Origin of the sequence: Thiothrix winogradskyi (genome assembly GCF_021650935.1) — a bacterium.
Lineage (GTDB): Bacteria > Pseudomonadota > Gammaproteobacteria > Thiotrichales > Thiotrichaceae > Thiothrix > Thiothrix winogradskyi.
In genome coordinates, this window is record NZ_CP091244.1 from 3,225,220 (window position 1) to 3,246,698 (window position 21,479).

The 21,479-nt window shown below is 49.3% G+C and carries 19 protein-coding genes and 1 pseudogene; 8 read left to right on the top strand and 12 right to left on the bottom strand.

What is annotated here, in order from left to right; genetic code table 11:
- Window positions 1-62 precede the first annotated feature (62 nt).
- Window positions 63-2,240 carry a hypothetical protein gene (locus L2Y54_RS16035; protein WP_236497587.1) on the top strand — a complete coding sequence of 726 codons (2,178 nt, stop codon included), beginning with the start codon at window positions 63-65 and terminating at the stop codon, window positions 2,238-2,240.
- 58 nt (window positions 2,241-2,298) lie between these two features.
- Here L2Y54_RS16035 and L2Y54_RS16040 read toward each other — a convergent pair whose 3' ends face one another.
- Together L2Y54_RS16040 and L2Y54_RS16045 are read right to left on the bottom strand one after the other, a co-directional pair.
- The gene (locus L2Y54_RS16040) at window positions 2,299-3,459 is read right to left on the bottom strand and encodes a mechanosensitive ion channel (protein WP_236497588.1); all 1,161 of its coding nucleotides are present in this window, start codon (window positions 3,457-3,459) and stop codon (window positions 2,299-2,301) included.
- Window positions 3,460-3,507: 48 nt separating this feature from the next.
- Window positions 3,508-4,383, bottom strand: coding sequence for an OmpA family protein (locus L2Y54_RS16045; protein ID WP_236497589.1), 876 nt, complete (start codon window positions 4,381-4,383; stop codon window positions 3,508-3,510).
- Between the two features lie 256 nt (window positions 4,384-4,639).
- Between L2Y54_RS16045 and L2Y54_RS21980 the strand changes: the two are divergent.
- Window positions 4,640-5,508: pseudogene (locus L2Y54_RS21980) on the top strand (IS982 family transposase).
- Between the two features lie 138 nt (window positions 5,509-5,646).
- Here the strand turns inward: L2Y54_RS21980 and L2Y54_RS16060 are convergent.
- From L2Y54_RS16060 to rpsF, 9 genes are all read right to left on the bottom strand, one after another.
- Window positions 5,647-6,003: a Spy/CpxP family protein refolding chaperone gene (locus L2Y54_RS16060; protein WP_236497592.1), complete on the bottom strand. Its 357-nt coding sequence runs from the start codon at window positions 6,001-6,003 to the stop codon at window positions 5,647-5,649.
- Between the two features lie 121 nt (window positions 6,004-6,124).
- Complete coding sequence (locus tag L2Y54_RS16065; RefSeq protein ID WP_236497593.1) at window positions 6,125-6,820, bottom strand: response regulator; 696 nt, start codon at window positions 6,818-6,820, stop codon at window positions 6,125-6,127.
- Between the two features lie 12 nt (window positions 6,821-6,832).
- Window positions 6,833-8,299, bottom strand: a complete 1,467-nt coding sequence (locus L2Y54_RS16070) for an ATP-binding protein (protein ID WP_236497595.1) — start codon at window positions 8,297-8,299, stop codon at window positions 6,833-6,835.
- An 80-nt stretch (window positions 8,300-8,379) separates the two neighbouring features.
- The gene (locus tag L2Y54_RS16075; RefSeq protein ID WP_236497597.1) at window positions 8,380-9,108 is read right to left on the bottom strand and encodes a hypothetical protein; all 729 of its coding nucleotides are present in this window, start codon (window positions 9,106-9,108) and stop codon (window positions 8,380-8,382) included.
- 91 nt (window positions 9,109-9,199) lie between these two features.
- Complete coding sequence (alr, locus tag L2Y54_RS16080; protein ID WP_236497598.1) at window positions 9,200-10,273, bottom strand: alanine racemase; 1,074 nt, start codon at window positions 10,271-10,273, stop codon at window positions 9,200-9,202.
- Window positions 10,274-10,299: 26 nt separating this feature from the next.
- Complete coding sequence (dnaB, locus tag L2Y54_RS16085; RefSeq protein WP_236497600.1) at window positions 10,300-13,173, bottom strand: replicative DNA helicase; 2,874 nt, start codon at window positions 13,171-13,173, stop codon at window positions 10,300-10,302.
- Between the two features lie 133 nt (window positions 13,174-13,306).
- Window positions 13,307-13,753 carry a 50S ribosomal protein L9 gene (rplI, locus tag L2Y54_RS16090; RefSeq protein ID WP_236497601.1) on the bottom strand — a complete coding sequence of 149 codons (447 nt, stop codon included), beginning with the start codon at window positions 13,751-13,753 and terminating at the stop codon, window positions 13,307-13,309.
- Window positions 13,754-13,765: 12 nt separating this feature from the next.
- Complete coding sequence (gene rpsR / locus L2Y54_RS16095; RefSeq protein WP_093069105.1) at window positions 13,766-13,993, bottom strand: 30S ribosomal protein S18; 228 nt, start codon at window positions 13,991-13,993, stop codon at window positions 13,766-13,768.
- Window positions 13,994-14,017: 24 nt separating this feature from the next.
- On the bottom strand, window positions 14,018-14,404 hold the full coding sequence (gene rpsF / locus L2Y54_RS16100) for a 30S ribosomal protein S6 (protein WP_236497603.1): 387 nt from the start codon (window positions 14,402-14,404) through the stop codon (window positions 14,018-14,020).
- A gap of 262 nt (window positions 14,405-14,666) precedes the next feature.
- Between rpsF and L2Y54_RS16105 the strand changes: the two genes are divergently transcribed.
- The 5 genes from L2Y54_RS16105 (at window position 14,667) to L2Y54_RS16125 (ending at window position 19,151) form a co-directional block, all read left to right on the top strand.
- Window positions 14,667-15,518: a serine/threonine protein kinase gene (locus tag L2Y54_RS16105; RefSeq protein ID WP_236497604.1), complete on the top strand. Its 852-nt coding sequence runs from the start codon at window positions 14,667-14,669 to the stop codon at window positions 15,516-15,518.
- Window positions 15,515-15,826: a hypothetical protein gene (locus tag L2Y54_RS16110; protein ID WP_236497606.1), complete on the top strand. Its 312-nt coding sequence runs from the start codon at window positions 15,515-15,517 to the stop codon at window positions 15,824-15,826. The genes L2Y54_RS16105 and L2Y54_RS16110 overlap by 4 nt, the downstream gene beginning before the upstream one ends.
- Window positions 15,827-15,891: 65 nt before the next feature.
- Window positions 15,892-16,407 (top strand): exosortase H, encoded by a 516-nt coding sequence (gene xrtH / locus L2Y54_RS16115; RefSeq protein WP_236497607.1) that lies wholly within the window; start codon window positions 15,892-15,894, stop codon window positions 16,405-16,407.
- Window positions 16,404-17,015: an exosortase H-associated membrane protein gene (locus L2Y54_RS16120; protein WP_236497609.1), complete on the top strand. Its 612-nt coding sequence runs from the start codon at window positions 16,404-16,406 to the stop codon at window positions 17,013-17,015. The genes xrtH and L2Y54_RS16120 overlap by 4 nt, the downstream gene beginning before the upstream one ends.
- Before the next feature lie 441 nt (window positions 17,016-17,456).
- A complete protein-coding gene (locus L2Y54_RS16125) occupies window positions 17,457-19,151 on the top strand; it encodes a N,N-dimethylformamidase beta subunit family domain-containing protein (protein WP_236497610.1) in 1,695 nt (564 codons plus the stop codon).
- Between the two features lie 36 nt (window positions 19,152-19,187).
- Here the strand turns inward: L2Y54_RS16125 and L2Y54_RS16130 are convergent, their stop codons facing one another.
- Window positions 19,188-20,213 (bottom strand): hypothetical protein, encoded by a 1,026-nt coding sequence (locus tag L2Y54_RS16130; protein ID WP_236497613.1) that lies wholly within the window; start codon window positions 20,211-20,213, stop codon window positions 19,188-19,190.
- Between the two features lie 114 nt (window positions 20,214-20,327).
- Between L2Y54_RS16130 and L2Y54_RS16135 the strand changes: the two genes are divergently transcribed.
- The gene (locus tag L2Y54_RS16135; protein ID WP_236497615.1) at window positions 20,328-21,479 is read left to right on the top strand and encodes a deoxyguanosinetriphosphate triphosphohydrolase; all 1,152 of its coding nucleotides are present in this window, start codon (window positions 20,328-20,330) and stop codon (window positions 21,477-21,479) included.

Here is a 21,479-nt window from a genome sequence, read left to right on the forward strand (position 1 = left end):
GCCAATATGCTTTACAACACCAATTACTCGTCAATTTCGCCTTAATCGCTTTTGGAGGACACATGGCAACCCGCGAAGAACTCAGCGCACAAGCATCCGCCTGCAACGACGCAGCCTCATACGCCGCCCTTGCTAAACAAGCCGCAGCCGAACCCGCCGATTTGGACTACGCCAAAGAATTGCTGGCAAAAGGCGAATCCAACTGCTCTTTCCCCGCGCATTACGTCGCTGTTGCGGAAGGCTATGTAGCGGCTGGTGATAACGACAAAGCCGCAGCCCTATACGACGAAGCAGCCAATGCCTGCTTTGATGCCAAAGAAAAAGCCGAAACCGGCTATAGCATTGCCAAATTCCTCGGCGACCGCGACAAAGGCCGCGCCCTGTTGGAAGAAGCCATCAGCGAAACCACCAACACCACCGAATTACTGTCTTATGCAGGCTACGTCCAAGACGCACTGCAAGACAATGCGCTTGCCAACAAACTGTTCAGCAAAGTCACTGCCAACTGCAAAAGCATTGCCGATTACCAGAAACTGGCAAGCGACATTAAAAACAGCGGCAACCCCACTACCGCGCTGATGGTCTTCAAAAAGGCCGCACCTTCCAGCAGCGAAACTGCCGACGTGGTGAGCTTCGCGAAAGGTTTGAAAGACCTGTTCGGCGATGATAAAGAAGTTGCCGCCACACTAGCCGATGCGGAAAGCAACTGCATGTTCCCCGCGCAATTCGTCGCACTCGCGGGTGGTTTCATGAACCTGCTCGGCGACAAAGCCAAAGCCGAAGACTTGCTGGAACAAGGCAAAAACTTCGCCATGAGTGGTGAAGAAAACCTCGACCTTGCCACCGGTTACGCCAGCTTGCTGGGCGACCAAGCCACGGCTAAAGAGATGTACGGTGTTGCACTGAACGAATTCAGCGGCAAAGAAGACCTGCTGAAACTCGCCAGTGCCGCTGCTGCCAACATGGACGACAAAACCATCGCAGGCAAGGCTTACGACAAACTCGCCAGCAAGCTCAGCACCCATACGGACTTGGCGATGCTGGCAAAAGCGGTCAATGACAACCTCGGTGACAAAGACCGCGTTGCCAATATTTACGCTGCTGCTGAAAGCAAAGCCACGACTGCTGCCGCCTTAGTCTCACTGGCGGGCGAAGTCAACGCCAACCTGCAAGACCCTGCCAAAACCAACGCCCTGTACGCCAAAGCGGTTGACGCTTGCAAAGTTTACACTGACGCCACCAGCATCCTCGAAGCGCTGGCGAAAAACCCAGCCGATGCCGCGCTCGCTGCCACATCCCTGCAAAAAGCGTTGGAACTGACCGAAACCAATGCGCAAGTGTTAGACGTGGCACAACGGGCGCACAAACTGACACCGGGCGACAATACCGTCGTCATCCAAGCACTCGACAAAGCCGAAGCTAACGTCAGTTCCCTCGATGAAATGCGCAAACTGGCAAATGCCTCCAAGCAATTGCTGGCAGATGATGCCGAGCGCAACGACCGTATCGGTGCGAAATTGGCTAAACGCGAAGCCAGCCAAGCACGTTACACCGAATTCCAAAATCAGGAAAAAACCCTAACCCGCCCCAACCAGTTCATTGCACTCGCAAGCGCGGTGGTCGAAGAACTGGAAGACACCTCTTACGCCAGCCAATTGCTGACCACGGCGGAAGAAAAAATGCAGGATGCAGGCACGTTCAGCTTTGCCGCTTACCAACCCCTGATCGTTTCCGTTGGCAATCTGGTGAAAGACAAAGCATGGTTAGCCCGTTTGCTCGACTTAGCCGCGAACAACAGCAATACCTTTGCCCAAGTGCGCAACCTCGGCGAAACCGTCAGCAAGCAACTCAGCGACACCGAGTTTGGCAAAACTTGGACGCAGCAATTCTACTCCGCGCAACTGGAAAAACTGGATGCCAGCAACGCCAGTACTTTCGAGTACAACAAGCTCGCCAAAGCCGTCAAAGAGCATTTGGATGACGACGCACAAGCGCAAATCATTTTGGACAAAGGCGAATCCAAAGCTCAAAACCATTTCCACTTCGCCTACATGGCGGAACTGGCGCAAAAATGGGGCAATAGCAGCAAAGCCGAAAGCCTGTATGCCAAAGCCACCGCCGCTTGCCAAGATGCCAGTCAGCAACGTGAATTGGCGGATCTGATGCGTAAAGCTGGTGTGGTTAGCACGGCTGCACAAACAGCAACGCAATCTCAAGGCGGCAAGGGTACTTACTGGTAAACAAAAAAAGGGGAGTATGAAAATACTCCCCTTCCTCTATTGGCATGATCAAACGCGGTTATTTGATTTTATCTGCCCAGCTATTCGCAATCCGCTTAGCCGCTTCACGCCCACCTAAGCCAAATGCCAACGCCGCTGCAATCGCCACTGCACCTAACGTGAAGCCAAATGCCATATTCACGATATTATCTGCCAGACCCATTGCCCGCAGCCCCATTGCCAGCACTAAGCCCAAAATGGCGAAACGTGCGATACTGGCAATCCCGGCGCTACCGTACTGACTCAACTTGTTATAAGCCAAGGTACTCAGGAAATAACCCACCAACAGGATAACGCCCCCCACCAAGATACCGCCACCAAACTCCAGCACTTTAGCAAAGATATTGGAAATAATATCAATACCCAAGGTGTTAACCGCCGCCGTTGCCGCCGTCAACATGGCAAAGAACATAATCACATTGCCAACCAATTTGGTAGGGGTGAATGAGTCACTAAACACGCCGGTCAAGCCTAGTTTTTGTGGCATACCATTGAGGTTGACGCCATCCAACACGCTGGTCAGCATCGACACCACAAACTTGGCAACAAAATACGTGACTGCCAGAATAATGCCAGCACCAATGATATTCGGAATAGCTGCCAACAACTTATTCAACATACCCGATGCCGGTTCCGTAATCGACGGGATATTCAAAACCCCCAAAGCACTAACGGCAACGGGAATCAGGATAGCGGCAAAGATGAAAGAACTGCCGATTTTAGACAGCTTCACGCCTTGTGTGCCTTGATCGCCCATTTTAAGCGCCAATTGACGGTCAACTTTGCCGAGGGCAACGCCGGTTAATTCCGAAACAATTTTCGCGATTACCCAACCCGCGTAACCAATCACGCCTGCCCCGATAATATTGGGGATAGCCGCCAGGAACTTATTCAGCATGGTTTTCAAAGGCGCTAACACGTCGGTTAACCCAAAATGCTGCAATACCGCCATGAGCACAAAAATGGTCAGCAAGGCTTTAATCAAGGAAGCCAGTGGCTTCGCCAAATTAGAACGCTGCAAGAAACCCACTTTTCCCAGCATACGTCTGATAAAGCCAGCAATAAAGCTGACGACAATCAACCCTACAATCAGAATTGCTAAACCGATCAAGGCATGACCGAGTTTACCGGAGGCTAGCCCCCCTAACATACTGGTGAGAGATGATGAGATTCCATCCATAGTGATTACTCCTGTCAATTAAATGAGGTTACTGTGTGAATATTGCGATTATTTAAGAATCAAGGCATCAATACGCCGATTACGCTCACGCGCCGAATCGGTATTATCAATACTGATAGGTTCCGAACTGCCCATGCCCATAATGCGTAAACGTTTACGGTCTATACCCGCCTGAACCAAGGCAACGCCTATTTCATTGGCGCGGATCAACGACAGTTCCGTGTTATCTTTGGCAGTACCGACTTCATCCGTATGCCCACGAATCAATAATTTAATGTCTGGATTGGCGTGTAACAATGCCACCACTTGCTGAATCTGCGTGGTCGATTGGCTATTTGGTTTACTTGACCCAGAGTCAAATTTGATTTCATCGAAAACAATCGGCTTATCAACGTCACGCTTGGCAATCGCATCACGGAACGCCAGCCCGAAACGGCTGGAAGCCATGTCAATCTGACTACCATCAGGAAGCGTATACTGTGTCGATTGCGGTGCTGGCGGTGTGCTTGGCGTGCTATCAGCACCTGAACTTGCCGAACCAACAGGTCCTGCATCCAATGCGGCTGTTGCCGCTGCCGCTTGGGTAGTTTGCATCGGCTCTGGCGCTGCCGGGGTAGTTTGAAGCGGTTCCGGCGCTGCTTTAGCTGTTAAAACGGCATCACCAGCATCCGCCTTCTTGGCAGCTACCGCTGTGCTTACCTCAGTTGCCTCCGCCGTAACCGTAGCCTTATCAGCAGACGCTGGCTCCGCTGCCATCATCACTACTTGCGGTGCTTGTGTATTAGCGGACATCAGCGCTGTGTCGTCACCGTCGCCATGATTCAAAAACCAATAAAGCAACCCAAATAATAGGATTACCCCACCCGCAATTGCGTACTCTTGCATTGGCGTCAGGTCATCATTATCTGTGATCGTATCCAACATATTCACCTTCCCTGTTGATTGTTCTGAAATGTGTTACGCTAATTCTAGTCAATTTTTTCAAATAGACAGGTTTTTTTAGCTTAATTTATTCAGTAATACACAATCATTAATCAATATTGGGAAAATTTTGCTTAATTCAATTTATTACTTAAATCATTAAAATAACCTGAGTTCGGGATAAGGTAAGGCGCAGCCTTTCATGGGAGAATGTGAGTAACCACACACAACATTGACCCCACCAAAGGCTGCTACTGAGATGCTAACACGGTTATTCTGTGCCATTGACGATTTTTGTCAGGACTTTCATCCCGAATGGAACAAAACGTTATTGACCCCGAAAGGCGGGCATCGTCGTCGCCACAGTGGTCTTGGCGATAGTGAAATCATGACGATTTTGGTGCATTACCACCAAGTGGGGTATCGTACTTTCAAGTGGTATTATGAGCGTCATGTCAAAGTATTTCTTAAGGGTCATTTCCCGCAACTCCCTAGTTATCAACGTTTTATTGAGTTAATGCCGCGTGTTCTTTTGCCACTAACCCTGTTTATGCAGCAACGCTGTGAAACGGGGCGAGGTATTGCCTTCATAGACTCTACCCCTTGAAAGTCTGTGAAAATTTGCGTATTCCACGTCATCACACCTTTCGCAAAGACGCAGGGCGGGGTAAATCGTCAACAGGCTGGTTTTATGGGTTCAAACTTCATTTGGTCGTGGATGACTGCGGCAATATTTTATCGTTTGCCATTACTTCGGGTAATACCGATGACCGTAAGCCCGTTCCCACGTTGCTGAAAAAAGTGGTCGGCAAAGTCTTTGGTGATCGTGGCTACATTTCCAAGGCATTGACAGAATCGTTGGCAGAGCAAGGGGTTGAATGGATTACCTCGCTGAAGAAAAACATGAAACCCGTGGCGCGTGACACGTTCGATACACTGATGTTGCGTAAACGGAGCATCATCGAAACCATCAATGATCAGTTGAAAAATATTTCACAAATTGAGCATTCACGCCACCGTTCACTCACTAACTATATGATTAACATCATTGCTGGCTTGGTGTCATATGCCTATCAAGATAAAAAACCAGCACTGGATTTAAAAACATCAGCATTGGTTGTGATCTAAATTGAGGGATGGCTTATCCCGAACTCAGGTTAAAATAAATAAATTTTTTGAAGACAAAAAAATGGGCAGTCCATAGACTGCCCTAAGCGAGGTGAAATATGACTCAAAATAAGACTAAATAAAAATAATCAAGCCGACTTAAAAACCGCCAAAATTACCGGGCGCAGGCGCGGCAGGTGGTTGCATATTACCCTGAAAACCGCCCATGCGATTGCCTTTGCGTTCGCCGCGTTGCTGTTCCATTTCTTGGAATTTAGCCGCTTGTTCCGGTGTCAACAAGACTTGGATGCGCTGCTTGGTCTCATCGCGCAAAGCCTGCATTTTGGTTTGCTGTTCTTGCATAATGCTATCCACTTGCGCAGATTGCGTATCGCTCAGACCAAGGAAGGTTTTCATGCGATCCATGCCTTTGCCGCCACCAAAACCGTGGTCAGCGAATGCAACGGAAGCGCCCATTGCGCCGATCAATGCTACTGCGATTAATGCTTTTTTCATGTTGTGTTCCTCTTTTGTAACTCGTTAATCAATAACTTGGTTGATGAGGAACATATTACAGGCAGATTGCGCACCAAATTTGCTGCAATTGTGCAAACAATGCGGAAGTCACACGGCGAAATTACACCTCGAACTTGTAACCCACCGAGTAGACTGAGTGGATAAGCTCTTGATTTGGTAAAATTTCTGACAGTTTTTTACGTAATTTTTTGATATGACTGTCAATTGTGCGGTCAGACACAATGCGATTATCGCTATACACCTTATTCATTAATTGGTCGCGCCCGAAGATTCTGCCCGGTTGTTGTTTCAGCGTCGCCAGCAATTCAAATTCCACCAGTGTTAGGGTAATCTCCTGCTGCCCGGCTCTGACCACTAAACGGTCACGATCCAGCGCCAATAAAACAGGGGTAGGGTTGGAAGTCATCGCCGCGCCTGATATATCCGCAGACATAACCTGCCCACGCCGCAACACGGCTTTAACCCGTGCCACTACTTCACGCGGGCTAAACGGTTTGCAAATATAGTCATCCGCACCCAGTTCCAAACCCAACAAACGGTCAATTTCCTCGACCTTTGCTGTCAGTATAATGATCGGAATCAGGGAAAACTGGCGGATTTCCTTACACACCTCCAAGCCATCTTTGCCCGGTAACATGAGGTCAAGCAAGATGAGGTTGGGGGAAGTTTGGCGTACCCATTCGCCCACACCAAGACCGCTATTGAGCCAATGGGTACGGTAATTGGCGTTTTGCAGATATTTTTGCAGCAAATCGGCAATTTTGGGTTCATCTTCAACAATCAGGATCTGTTCCATGCCCTTATCCAGTTAACGATGCAGTGGTAAGTGGACACGAATTTGCAGCCCACCGAGTGCCGCATGAGCCGCACTAAGTGTGCCGCCATGTGCTTCAACGATATTACGGCAAATGCTCAAGCCTAAACCTGCCCCGCCGGTTGCTCGGTTGCGCGAACTTTCCACCCGGAACAAACGTTCAAACAAATGTGGCAATGCGTCATTCGGCACACCGGGGGAAGAATCTTCAAACAGAATATCAATCCACCCTGCTTGTAACTGGGTGCTGAGGTGTAATTGCCCCGGCTTATCGGTATAACGCAGGCTATTTTCCAACAGATTTTTGAACAATTGTTGTAAACGTTGAGGATCGCCTTGCACCAGCACCGCTTGCTGTGCCAAACCTTGCGTTTGCACTTGTAACCCCTGTTCTTGCAACACAGTGTGATGCAGGGTCAGGGTTTCACGCAACAATGCGACAATATCAAGGGTTTCTTTGCGATAACTGAGCGCCCCACTGTCTGACATGGAAAGGTCATAGAGATCACCGACCAAGCGCTGCAAATGGCTCACCTCCTGATGCAAGGAAGCTAATGTCGTGGTATTCGGCTGATTGATACCGTCTTGCAGCGCTTCAATTTCGCCGCGCAAAATCGCCAGTGGGGTACGCAATTCGTGAGCAATATCGGCAATCCATTGCTTGCGCGAGGCTTCATTCTGCTGCAAGCGTTCTGCCAACTCGTTGAAATCGCGGGTCAGCAAACCCAGTTCATCGCGCCCTTGCGGTGTCATCCGCAGGCTGTAATTGCCATCCGACAGTTGGCGCGTGCCGTTGCGTAAGGCTTGAATCGGTTTACCCAAATGCCGTGCCAATAAAAATGACAATAGCCCCGCCATCGGTAAAGCCAGTAAGAACACCACCAGCCACACTGTGCGTTGCAAGCGGGCAGCAAAATCCACATCCACTTTTTCCGTCAGACTCTGGCGACGATGCATCCCTAAATAACCAATGGTTTTACCCGCTGATTTTAGCTCCAACAAATTATCCGGCACACCCAAGCGATTACTACCCTTCACCCATTCACGTTTGGCATCCAATAAGATCATACGCCCCACAAAGCGCTCCATCCGTTGCGCAATATGAGCGCGTGGCGAGGGCATTCTGCCCAATTCACGTTCACGCAAGGGAGGGGGTGGGAAAGGCGGTTCTGGGTCAAACTTGTCGCCATTAGCCGGGAAAAAGCTACTGCGTACTGCTGACATGAGAATGGATGTCCATAGCTGGGGATTCTGTTCAAGCTCCTCCCAACTGCCACGGCTTTCATAGACTTCGACCAAGCGGCTTTCCAGTTGCGTTAGCGAGCGACTTTCTTGCTCATTGAGATAATCCAGAAAACTGCGGTTGAGCCGATATTGCAGTATCGCCCCCAGCCCGCCAGCAATCAGCAGGCAGGCGAGGAAGATAGCCATAAACAATTTGGTACGAATACTTAACATCATGATGCCAATAGAGACAACCGCAACGCCACAATAGTTGCAAGTTTAGCACCATACGTGCCAGTGCTTGTATCGGCACTGGTTCATTGGTATTTAATTTCCAGCCAGATATGACCTTTGCTACCAGACTTTTTGACCTGAACGATTTCAATTTCACGACCGGGAGCCAGATTGCCGAGGGATTTACTCAATTTACCACCACCTTCGCTGCGCTTGCCGGGAGGATTCTCACGCACGGTTGCGCCCCACGTTAAGGCATACTTGGCACCACTGACGGGCAATTCTGCTCCAATTTTCAAGCCCTGCTCAGACCACTTGCCATTGGTAAATTGCCCGGCATAAATCCAGCCAGTAGCTACCGTTGTGCTGCTGCTGTCAGGCTCAGTTGGTGTGGTTGACGCTTCAATTATTTTTTCTGATGCTTCAGCCGGAGTAGCAGGGGTCGCCGGAGCCTTCTCAGGTATTTCCGGCTGCGGCACGGTAAGCGCCGCCAAGGCTGGAACCGTCACGGCAGTTGTCTCTGGTTCGGCTTGATCAGCAACGGCTGCCACACTTGGGCTACTCGCGGGAGCAACGGGTGTGGTTGCCTGTTCTGATACCGCTGGACTTGCTGCTGGCTCTGGAAGCTTGGCTACGCTTGGTGCTTCAGCTATTTTAGTAGAGGTATCACTGGTGCTGCTTGCCACAATACTTTGCGAAAACAGAAAAGCCATGCCCGCCATCAGCAATGTTGTGCCGATCACCAAGCCGATCAATTCACGTTTCATTTGTTCACGGCGACCACCTTTTACGGTGTATCTTGCTGTTGCCATCTGGAGCCCATCCATGATTTGATTAATGTGTTCAAAAAATAGGATAGCAAATTCTTATTTAATTATCAGCAATAAAAAAAGATTTATTTCATCAAAGATATTCATGCCTACAAAGATTACCTGCATTGCACAGGATTTCGTAACTAATCGTCCCTGCGGCTTGGGCAACTCTATCAACGGAAAGGTGCTTGCCCCATAGTTCAACCTGATCTCCAACCCGTGCTTCAATGGCGGTGAGGTCGATCACGATCATATCCATCGACACACGCCCTAGCAGGCGCGTTTGCTTGCCGTTTATCCAAACCGGTGTTCCCGTTGGTGCATGGCGTGGATAACCGTCGGCATAACCAATCGCCACTACACCAGTGCGGGTATCCTCCGGGCATATCCAGCTTGCCCCATAACCAATACTTTCGCCTTTCGGAATGGTATGGATAGAAATCAGCGGTGCCACCAAGCTCATCACCGGCTGCAAACCGTCACGTTTAGCATCGCCATTCACAAACGGAGACGAGCCATACAGCATAATGCCGGGGCGTACCCAGTTCACATGGGTTTGCGGCCAACCCAAAATACTGGCGGAATTACCGATGCTACGCGGTGCTTGCAACCCAGCGGTGTATTTGGCAAAGCGTTCCAGTTGCTGCGGGGTTTTGTCACTATCTAACTCATCGGCGCACGCCATGTGCGTCATCAACCACGGATTGGGCTTGACGTTTGGGTGTTTAACCAAGCGTGCAAATAAATGCTGCGCTTGCTCGACCGGAAACCCCAGACGGTGCATTCCGGTATCCAGTTTCAACGCAACATCCACTTTCACCGCAGCAGGCGCACTATCGAGCAATTCGAGTTGGGAAAGGTCATGCAACACGACGCGGAAACGGTGTTCGGCAGCAACTTTCATACCTTGAAGATTATTAAAACCCTGCAATACCAAAATGGGGTGGATAAAACGTGCCTGACGCAATTCTGTCGCTTCCGGCAGGCATGAGACCGCGAAACCGTTCGCATTGCTAAGGGCTTCAGCCGCTTTGAGCATATTATGCCCGTAAGCATTGGCTTTGATTACAGCCATTGCCAAACTATTAGGCGCAGCTTCGCGGCAGCGTGCAAGGTTATGCCGCAGGGCAGCAGTATCAATAATGGCGCGTGCAGATCGTTTCATGCGGGCAGTGTAGCGGTTTGTGCCAATTATTCAAATCCTGGGGTATAAATGTCAGGGGTAAAATTCTCAAAACGGGTGTATTTACCGAGGAACGTTAACCGCAAACTGCCAATCGGCCCGTTACGCTGCTTGGCAATGATGATTTCTGCCGTGCCTTTGTCGGGGGATTCGGGGTTGTAGACTTCATCACGGTAGATGAAGATGATTAAATCTGCATCTTGTTCAATCGCGCCCGATTCACGTAAATCCGACATTACCGGGCGTTTATTGGGGCGTTGCTCCAAACTGCGATTGAGCTGTGACAATGCGATCACGGGAACGGCGAGTTCCTTTGCCAGCGACTTCAAACCGCGTGAGATTTCGGAAATTTCTGCCGTGCGGTTGTCGGTGCTCGTGCCGGTTTGCATCAGTTGCAGGTAGTCCAACACAATCAAGCCGAGTTGCCCGTGTTCACGCATCAGACGACGGGCGCGGGCGCGAACTTCGGTCGGGGAAAGTGCGGGACTATCATCGATGAACATGGGTACATCGGCAAAAATTTTCACCGCCGTGGCAATGCGCGGCCAATCTTCATCGGTGAGTTTTCCCGTCCGAATGCGGTGCTGGTCAACCCGCCCCATCGAAGACAGCAGACGCAGGGTAAGCTGTTCGGCGGGCATTTCCATGCTGAATACGGCAGTCGGGAGTTTTTTATGCGCAGCGGCGTATTCGGCAATGTTCATCGAAAAGGTGGTGTTATGTACCAGCACATCATCCGCAACAAAATTGTGCGTATTCGGTACGCTCAAATCATAAACTTGCTGTTCACCCAAATAATCAATGGATTCAATTTCATCCCAATAAAGATCACTGTGCGCAAGCGCAGCAAGTCTATCAGATGATAACGCGACTGCCATTTCTGCCAATAACTCACGACTTATGCCGCGCTTATCCACATGGAAGTTATGTCCGGGTTTACGCCCCATGCGTTGAGCTAATTCAGCCCAAGTCAGCTCTCCTTTGCAGTCTGCAACAATTGCCCATGTTTCACTTGGTAACGTATCTAAGATGACTTTGGGTGTTTTTTCTTGGCTGACCGTCAAGGCTTTTTGCACGGCTTCTTCTTTACCGTACACGCCAATTTCTTCTAAAAATTGGCGAACGTGTTGCTGATGTGTAATACGCAATTCATAAGCGGCACGATACTCGCCCTGATACCGTATTTGCCGATGGCGTAATTTCGCAAGAATGCCAAAACGTACCAATAAATGCTGCATATCCCGCGCTAATGCATAGCTAACCGTGCTATACGAAATACCCGCTTGGACACCGTTTTGGACGTAGACACTGCCATCACACGCAAACGCTCGATTCAGGAAAACCGCCATCAATGCACGTGGCAATTCATATACAGGCGCAGGTATACGCTTTTCATGAGCATTTTTGCCCATCAAACCCAATGTTTGTAACCATTCCGTCACTGGATTTGGCGCAGAACGTGTCGTTGCAGCACTGCCATGAGGCATTAACGCTGAGGGTTCCACCTGAAGCTCCCGACACAAAATACTGAACATATCCCCAGCAGGAACCGCTTTACCTACTGACCAATAATGTACCGTTGCCACGGCAACGCCTAGTTGTCGCGCCAATGCATTCAAACTTAGGGAAAGTTCTTGCAAGCGGTATTTGAAACGAGCAGCAAAATCTTGCCTCGCTTCGTGCTGAAATACGGTATCAGTTGCCACACGAATACTAGGGGTGCGTTGCCCCTTGCTGTCTTCCAAGCGCCATTGCACGCCCGGAAAATCGTCGAGGGCTGCAATAAAATCTTGGCGTATCCGAGGGTTAATATTGGTAAATTGCGGGCAACTTTGTGTCAAGCCACCATCAGTTAAAAAATAAGCGATGAGTTTGGTGCGCTGTTCTGACAGCGTGCCTTTACCAAAAAACGGCAAAATACGTGGCACGGCAATACGTTTGCCGATCTTAATGTCCGCTAATGGCTTCCAACCTTCAATCGTAAGGAAAGGATGCGTCAACGTGGTGGTGATTTCACGCCCAAGCGCAGTGCGTACCCGGAACACCGGCTTGATGCCATCATCAACGTATTGCGACGGTTGCGCGACTTGCAAACGTAGTTGTGCGTTTAGCGTAGCCAGCGAGCCTTGTTGTCGGGCAACCAAATCATCAATAACCTCTAAGCGACCCGTGATCGGATTCAGTACGCGGCTGCCAGTAACAATGCATTTCCCCATGGACGGCCTGCCCGCCACGATGATCAAGTCCCCCTTCTGCAAACCTGAAGTCATTTCATCCAATTGGCTATAGCCGGTGGAAACGCCGGTAATATTGGTGTCGAGTTTGCTTAATTCCTCGATATGCGCCAAGGTAACTTTGAGCAAATTTTTCAGCGGCTTGAACACTTGCCCTTGTTTTGTGCCTTGCTCTGCGATTTTGAAAACTTTTTGTTCAGCTTCATCCAGCAATTCTTTACTGGGGCGACCTTGGGCAGTGAAGGCGGAATCGGCAATGCCTGTCCCCACGCTGATTAGTTGGCGCAGCACCGATTTTTCGCGCACGATGTCAGCATAGGCACGAATATTAGCGGCGCTGGGAGTGTCTTTCGCCATTGTTGCCAAGTACGCAAAGCCACCGGCATTCTCCAGTTCATTGCGCTGCTTGAGCCATTCCGACACCGTGACCAAATCCAGCGGTTTACTGTCTTCCACCAAATCGGCGATCGCGCGGAAAATGAGGCGGTGATCTTGCCGGTAAAAGTCACCTTCGGTTATTTTATCCGCAATGGTATCCCACGCGGTACTATCGTTAGCCAACCCGCTCAGCAACAAGCCGCCCAGAACAGATTGTTCGGCTTCGATGGAATGCGGGGGAATTTTGAGTGATTCGTATGAGTCTGCCATGTGCTAAGTTTAACGAAAATCAGCGGCAAGCGTTAGGGATAGAACGGTGGGAAAGCTGTGGATAAATGAAAATGCCCCATAGAACTTTTCAGCACTACAGGGCATTTTACACAAGGCATTGTTAAATCAGAAATTATTCTGCTTCAACCACAACCTTGATGGTAGTGTCGACTTCAGCGTGCAGATGTACGCCGATTTCAAACTCACCCAAGTGACGCAGTGCGCCATCCGGCATACGGATTTCGCGGCGTTCAATCTGAATACCAGCGGCTTGAATCGCTTCGGCAATTTCGATATTGGAAACTGACCCAAACAACTTGCCTTCGTTACCGGCTTTGCCTTTGATAGTCAACACCAACTCAGACAGTTGGTCACGACGCGCTTGTGCGGCTGCCAGAATCGCTTCGGCTTCGGCTTCCAGTTCTACACGACGGGCTTCAAACGCTTCCAGATTGGCTTTAGTCGCCATCTTGGCTTTGCTTTGTGGAATCAGGAAGTTGCGGGCATAACCAGGGCGTACTGATACGACATCGCCTAGCGTGCCGAGGTTTTCCACTTTTTTCAAAAGAATGACTTGCATCGTACTCACCTTTTACTTGTGCTGATCAGTGTATGGCAGCAACGCGAGGAAACGCGCACGCTTAATAGCGGTTGCCAGTTGACGCTGATAAATCGCTTTGGTACCTGTAATGCGGCTAGGTACGATTTTACCGGTTTCGGTAATAAAGCTTTTCAGGATGTCGAGATCTTTGTAATCAATCTCGGTAATGCCTTCAGCCGTGAAACGGCAGTATTTTTTGCGGCGGAATTGACGTGACATAAATTAGCTCCAGATCAACCGTAATTATTCGTCGTCAGATGAATCATCATCAGACAGTACTTCTTCACGCATACGTCTAGCAGGCTTGCCTTCCGCGTCTTTTCTCAACGGGGATGGCTCAGTGACAGCCTTGTCCATGCGCATAGTGACGTTACGGATAACCGCGTCGTTGAAACGGAAAATGCTTTCCAGTTCAGCCAGTGTTTCCGCGCCGCATTCGATATTCATCAGCACGTAGTGTGCTTTATGCAGCTTATTGATAGGGTAAGCCAATTGGCGACGACCCCAGTCTTCCAGACGGTGAATAGCACCACCGCTTTCCTGCACCATGCTACGGTAGCGCTCTACCATTGCCGGTACTTGTTCGCTCTGATCCGGGTGGACCAGAAAGACAATTTCATAATGTCTCATGACAGTTTCCTTTCGGGTTAAACAGCCTCCCATTAATGGTGAGGCAAGGATCTTGGGCAGATGCCCATAGAAAAGCGCGGAATTATGGGTGACTCAGGCAGGTTTGTCAATTCGGATTGTACTGAATTACACTGAATTTCCCCGCTAATACCAGGTAAGGCGACGCCTCGGTCACTAATGTCCTACACTATCCATAAAGGTTGATCAGAACACCAATACCTAGCAAGCGAGGGCTAATGGACATTAAGACAGGAACAGCCGCGTGAAACACCGTTTACTGGCACAGTATCCGTTGGCATTACCGGGCTATCAGTATCTCAGCATACTGCACGAAAGTGACAATGCCATCATTTTGCTGGCTAATAATCCCAGCGGCTCGCCTGTGGTGATCAAACGCTTCAAATTTGATGCCAGCCACTTACCACAAGATTTAATCAACGAATTCATCTTGGAGAGCAAAGCCTTAGGCTTATTCGCCCACCGAGGGTTAGTGCAACCGCTGGATGCAGGAATAGCGTCTGGCGCATTGTACATGATTATGGAATATGTACAGGGTGTGACGTTGCGACGGCACTTGGCGACCATAGGCACTCCCCCCTTAGCACAAGCCCTGCAATGGTTCGAGGAAATCACGCTTGCCTTGGGGGTGATTCATGGCATTGGCTTGCTGCATCAAGATCTGAAAACATCCAACATCATCGTGCGCCACGATCAATCGTTAGCGTTGCTGGATTTTGGCTTGGAAATCCGTTTACTGATAGCCAGTGGATTCCTGCGTGAAGATGAAATCTATTGCACCCCCTATTACATTAGCCCCGAACGCATTATCGGCGACCCACCGGATGAACGTACCGATTTGTATGCCCTAGGGGTAATACTGTATGAGTTACTGGTTGGTCATAAACCCTATGAGTCCAATACACTGAGTGAACTCTTGAAAAAACATGCAGTTGCCCCCATACCACGTCTGCCTGACAACCTATCGGTTTATCAACCCTTGATAAAGGGTTTATTGGCAAAGTTCCCTGAAAACAGGCTACAGTCAGCCAATCTGGTGGTACGATTATTGCAGGAAATATCTCAAAGGGTTAACGCAGGGAGTTCCATCTCATGAAAAAATCAGCCAAATGTATTAGTTCAAAAGCCGTAGAATGCCAACCATCCGTCGTGTTTTATTTCATGCGCATCGCCAGATGGGTGGCTTTATTGTTACTGACAGGTATCGGTGGCATGAGTGCTGCACTCCAGTTTCAACGCCATCAAGACATTAGCTGGCTGTTTGTTTCAGTCTGCATTCTCTGTGGCATCATTTTATTCTGGATTGGGCATTCCATTATGAAAAGTGAATGTGCCACCCGCCGCCGTTGCGGTACGTGTAACAAAACAACTGGCATCGGCAACATCACGATACGGCAGATTTAAACACTACCCATCAGTCGAGTAATCAGTTAAAATGATGTGGTTATAAAAATAAAAGAAAGTGGGCTATGTTACGTTTCCTTCTATTGTTTCTATTGTTACAAGGCGTGTTATTCGGCGTTGAAATACTCCAACCCGTGCAAACAGCCGTCATCCTTCCTTGGACGAGCTTGTTAGCTGACGTAAGCGGTTGGTTAATGACAGCATTTGACCCCAATGTGGCTACCTCAGGCAAAGTAGTGCGCAGTACGGTGAATGGCTTTGCCGTGTCAATTGAGCCGGGGTGCAATGGGGTTGAGGCCATGATTGTATTGCTGGCAGCCATTATGGCGTTCCCTGCCCCCTTCGTGTACAAGCTGAAAGGGTTACTGTGGGGATTCGTTGCCATTCAGAGCATAAACCTGTTGCGGATCATTAGCTTATTTTACCTAGGGCAGTGGAGCGAGGTATTGTTTGACTGGGCGCACCTCTACATTTGGCAAGCCCTGATTATGCTGGATGCGCTTATTGTTTTCCTCATCTGGATTCGTTACCTACCAGGGCAACATACCTCCCCAAGCAAACCAGCAGAGGTAGCCGCATGACCAGCAAACCACTGCACCGCTTTATGTTCGGCGTACTGATTTTTTTCCCGCTTACTTTCTTTCTTTGGTATATCAGTGCCGCCTATCATCTCGCGCCCATTACCTTGATAACCAGCAAACTCATGAACATCTTTGTGCCTGATGCCCTCATGTGGCTGCGCCTGGACGGGCATATGCTGGTATTAGCCTCTAATTTTGGACACGATAGCAATGGGGTGATTGTTTCACCACCCGCCGGTGATGACGTGCTGGGCTTCCATCTTAACCCATTGATTTACAGCTACAGCTTACCACTGCTAGCCGCGTTGATACTCGCCACCCCCAGCCCGCGCAAATGGTCGAACTTGTTGTGGGGCATTTTGTTGATTCTACCGACTGAAATTTTCAGCATGGTGTCCAGTGTCCTGAAAACACTGACGTTTGATGTAGGCGCTGCATTCCAAATACAACAAGGCATTTCCGCAACCGGAGCAGACATCATCGCCCTGAGCTATCAAGTGGGTACCTTACTACTGCCGATGGTTGCACCATTAATTATCTGGGTTGCACTGAATCGGGACTTTTTACTCCACCTTGCACCACAATGGGAACAATCGTTCACCCGCTAGCGATACCTTTTGTCGGAAAATATTACAAATATTGGATTTACAAGGGAAAACCCCAGTGTCTACGGTCACTCTCAAGCTTGAGGATCATTATAAAATAGGGTCTACTCCGCACCCGACAAAGACTTTGACAACATGGACTATTACAATGGAACACTCACTTAAAAATTTATACGTCGCCATCGCTATCATGGCAATACTGGTCTTGCTGAATGTCATTCTTACCGTGAATGGTCTCTCGCCGTTCTCCTTATAGATACATTCTGCATGTCGTAAAATCACCTCACTTTATCTGCTTATGAATGCGCTTTCACTGGGTTCTGTAGTGTAATCCTCGTATCGCCATCAACTCATAAATAAAAACAATGATGCAAATTAATACAAATCTATAGTTTTCGATTAGAATAACTTAACTTATAACCCCAATGAACAAAGGATTGACTTATGGGAAGCGATCCTGGAGAAGACTATATGGCTACTATATTACCCAATCACCCTCACCTGACGGCTAGCAAATTATCAACCGGGCTGGTTAGCGCAGTGGGGTTACTCGGTCTGGCACTATTTTCACAAAATGTCTTTGCGAATACAGACAACTCTCTATGTAACTTTAAAAATGGTGATGTATTCACTGAAATTTGTGGCTACGTTGAAGCAAGTGCAGTTCAAGTCGGCAAGCCAATGCGTGTTCATGTTTCTAGTACAACACCTGATTTCGCCATCAACATACAACGTGCAGGCAACAAAGACCCTGATGCCGTCAGCAGATTTGCTTTCAGCGCGGCAGGTAATCATAAGCCTAGCGCTATCAGCTACAACGGTTTGAACTGGGGTGCTGGCTATAATGTTAATATTCCTAGCGATTGGAAAAGTGGCATTTACGAGCTTAGCTTCAATAATGGCCGAGGCGATTACTCCGAATTTGTCGCTATTAAATCGTCACAACCGGGAACCCACTCCAAAGTATTGGTATTGGACAGTTTACCGACAAAAATTGCTTATTCCCCTATCGGTGGCAAATCCATGTATGGATTTAATTCCACAAATGGACAAGCATCAGCAACCGTTTCAATGGAACGCCCTACCGGACGTGGGCAGTGGACAGAACACCGCGAATTTGTCACTTGGCTCGACCAACAAGGCATTATCTACGAAGCAGCCTCGATGATGGATCTCCACCGTGATCCTTCATTACTGAGCCAGTATAATTTAGTCATCTTAATTGGACACAATGAATATTGGTCAAAAGAAATGCGCGATAACTGGGATAACTACCTCGCAGCAGGCGGTAATGGAGCGATCTTTAGCGGCAATACCATGTGGTGGCAGGTACGCTTTAGCTCTGATAATAAACAAATGATTTGTTATAAAAATGCCAACAATGACCCATTAAAAAACGATAACAACCGCGTCACCGTCAACTGGTTTAACTCCCCAATTCACAGACCAGAAAATCTCTCTACAGGGGTTAGCTTCAGACATGGTGGCTATGCGAATTACACCGAAGGCGCGAGCAATCATTATCTTAACGAAGGATTTACTGTAACCGATGCCTCTCATTGGGCATTCGAGGGTACTGGTTTAAGCAATCAAGGTGTCTTTGGTCATAAAACGGTTGGTTATGAAGTCGATGGCGCATTGTTCAAAATGGTAGATGGCAAACCTGTTGTCATCGGTGGAGATGGTACGCCGACCAATTTCCAGATTTTGGCAACAACCCCCGCATTTGCCATCAATTCACCGTCTGGCATACCGGGTATTGTCCCTAATAACCATAATGGTCAAGGCTGGGGAACGCTAGGAGTATTTAAACCAACCGCAACCAGTGGCACAGTGTTCGTAGCACCTACTATTTCTTGGGCAAGTGGTTTAAACGACCCGCAAGTAGGGCGTATTACCCGTAATGTTATTGACCGCCTGAGACACCGTACCCAACAAGCACCTAGCTCAGGCGGCACGACGGACACCGGCACATCGACCAATACTGGCAGTAGTAATGCGACTACGCCCAACAACACCTCAAGTGGAACTCAAGTCGTCGTGCAAACCAGCACTGGCGGCGGTGGCGGCAGTTTGCCACTCAGTGCACTCTTATTAGGTTTACTGGCTATGGTTGGCCTAAAAGCACGTAAGTCCTAATCCCCCAAAGAGTCGCATTTCTTAGCCCCTCGCCTGTCAAGGAGAGGGGTTGGGGTGAGGTTCTTCATCGGAGTCAGAACCATTACGTGGCGACTGGGCGTGAGAATCCTTATCTTTTTTCCAAGACTCCAAACTGATCACCTTGTCTGGCGTATCACTGCGCTTACCTGCCACATGCGCATGACCCAGCAACACCGAAGGATTTCCTGCTAGGAATTCGCGCATCAAGCGTAATTTCAGGCTGTTTGGAAATTTGCTTTGACTCTGGTCATTTTCCAACGCCTCTGCCTCTTCTTCGGTTAAGGAATTGACCAGCTTTTCCCAACGTTCATTCAGCGCTTGTTCGATGCTGGCACTGTCCGCTTCCAATTTCGCCAACACATCCGCAGGCAATGAGTTCAGGTATTCATCAATATTGCCCAGAATCTTGCCGAAGCGCATTTCCAACAAAGCGCGAAGCACTTCATCCGTCCACTGCTCTTCGGCATACTTCGCGAAGCTATCGGTATCACTGATTAACAAACCATCGGAACTAACCGCACCCTGCTCTTCACCGTAACGCCGCCACAAAATATGCAATTGCGGCAAAAACTGCTCCAGACGCAAATATTCATCCGTCGACTTCGGCTGAAACGTTACCGGCTTAAACTGCGGGTAAAGCTGGCAAAATTGATACAATGCACTCACGTATTGAAACGGGTCAAAGCTCAGCGTAATGACATTTTCATCAAAATCTTCCGGTGGTTCATCGTCCTCATCGTCTGCCAGTTCAATATCAAGAAACGGCTCATAATGCTCATACACAATGTCCCAGAGGATTTTATCATCGCGATGCCGGACAAAAATGGCTGATTCCACCTGAAATTCAGGTAAATCGGGGGTGGTATTCACGATCCAATAGTCACCGGTTGCCTGAGCGCTACGCACAAGCGCACGAAAGTCCAGCAACCCAAACGGGATTTCCATAATGCGGTCAGGGTGGCTATACCCTTCGAGAACAACCAATTGCACCGATGGCGAACCGCCTTCGAGCGTGACGACAAATGACAGACTCTCTTCCATAATTCCAACTTAAGCGACTAACCGCGTTATATTACCACGAACGCTGACTATTCCCAGCAAACCTTAAGCACCCTACACTACGGCATTACTCACACAGTCATGACGGAGTTTGAAATGCCAGCCAGCGCCCTTTATGCAGCACAACCGGAATATACCCAAGGGCGACGTTACTCCGAACCGCCCCCGCAATACCGGACCGAATTCCAGCGTGACCGCGACCGCATTATCCATTCCAAAGCCTTCAGGCGGCTGGAATACAAAACCCAAGTTTTCGTCAATCACGAAGGCGATTTATACCGCACCCGCCTAACGCATTCGCTGGAAGTGGCGCAAATCGCCCGCACCGTTGCTCGCAGCATGGGGCTTAACGAAGACCTGACCGAAGCGATTGCGCTTTCCCACGACTTGGGTCACACCCCGTTTGGTCACGCCGGGCAAGACGCGCTCAATACCTGCATGAAAACGTTCGGCGGTTTTGAACACAACCTGCAATCACTGCGGGTGGTCGATGTGCTGGAAGACAGCTACGCGGAGTTCCCCGGTATCAACCTCACCTTTGAAACCCGCGAAGGTATTCTCAAACATTGCGCGGTCAAACATGCAGCCACACTCGGTGATGTCGGCGCACGCTTCCTCAATAAAACCCAACCGTCATTGGAAGCACAGCTCACGAACCTTGCGGATGAAATTGCCTACAACAATCATGACATTGAGGATGGCTTACGTTCCGGGCTAATCACTCTCGCCCAATTGCAGGATGTGCCGGTATTTGCAGCGGAATATCGCGCGGTGTTGCAGAATTACCCGCAATTGCAGGGGCGGCGACTGATCCGCGAAACCTTACGGCGCATGATCGGACGCATGGTGGTGGACTTGACCGAAAGCAGCCAAGCCGCGCTTAGCGCATCGGGCGTACAAAGCTTGGCACAAGTACGCGCTCAACCGCTGGCACTGATGCGCTACAGTGACGACATGCGCCATCAAAAGAACGTACTGAAGAAATTCCTGCGCGAAAACCTGTATTTCCACCCGACGGTTTACCGCATGACTTGGCGGGCACAAAAGGTGGTGCAGGCACTCTTCAATGCTTACATGGACGATGTGCGCCTGCTCACCCCAAAGTATCAGGCATTCGCCAAACGTTACGAAACCGACGAAGGTGAAGTGGGGCGGGCGCGGGCGATTGCTGATTTCATCGCTGGGATGACTGACCGTTATGCCATGCGCGAATACGGGCAATTGTTTGATCTCTCAGGGCTACGCTGA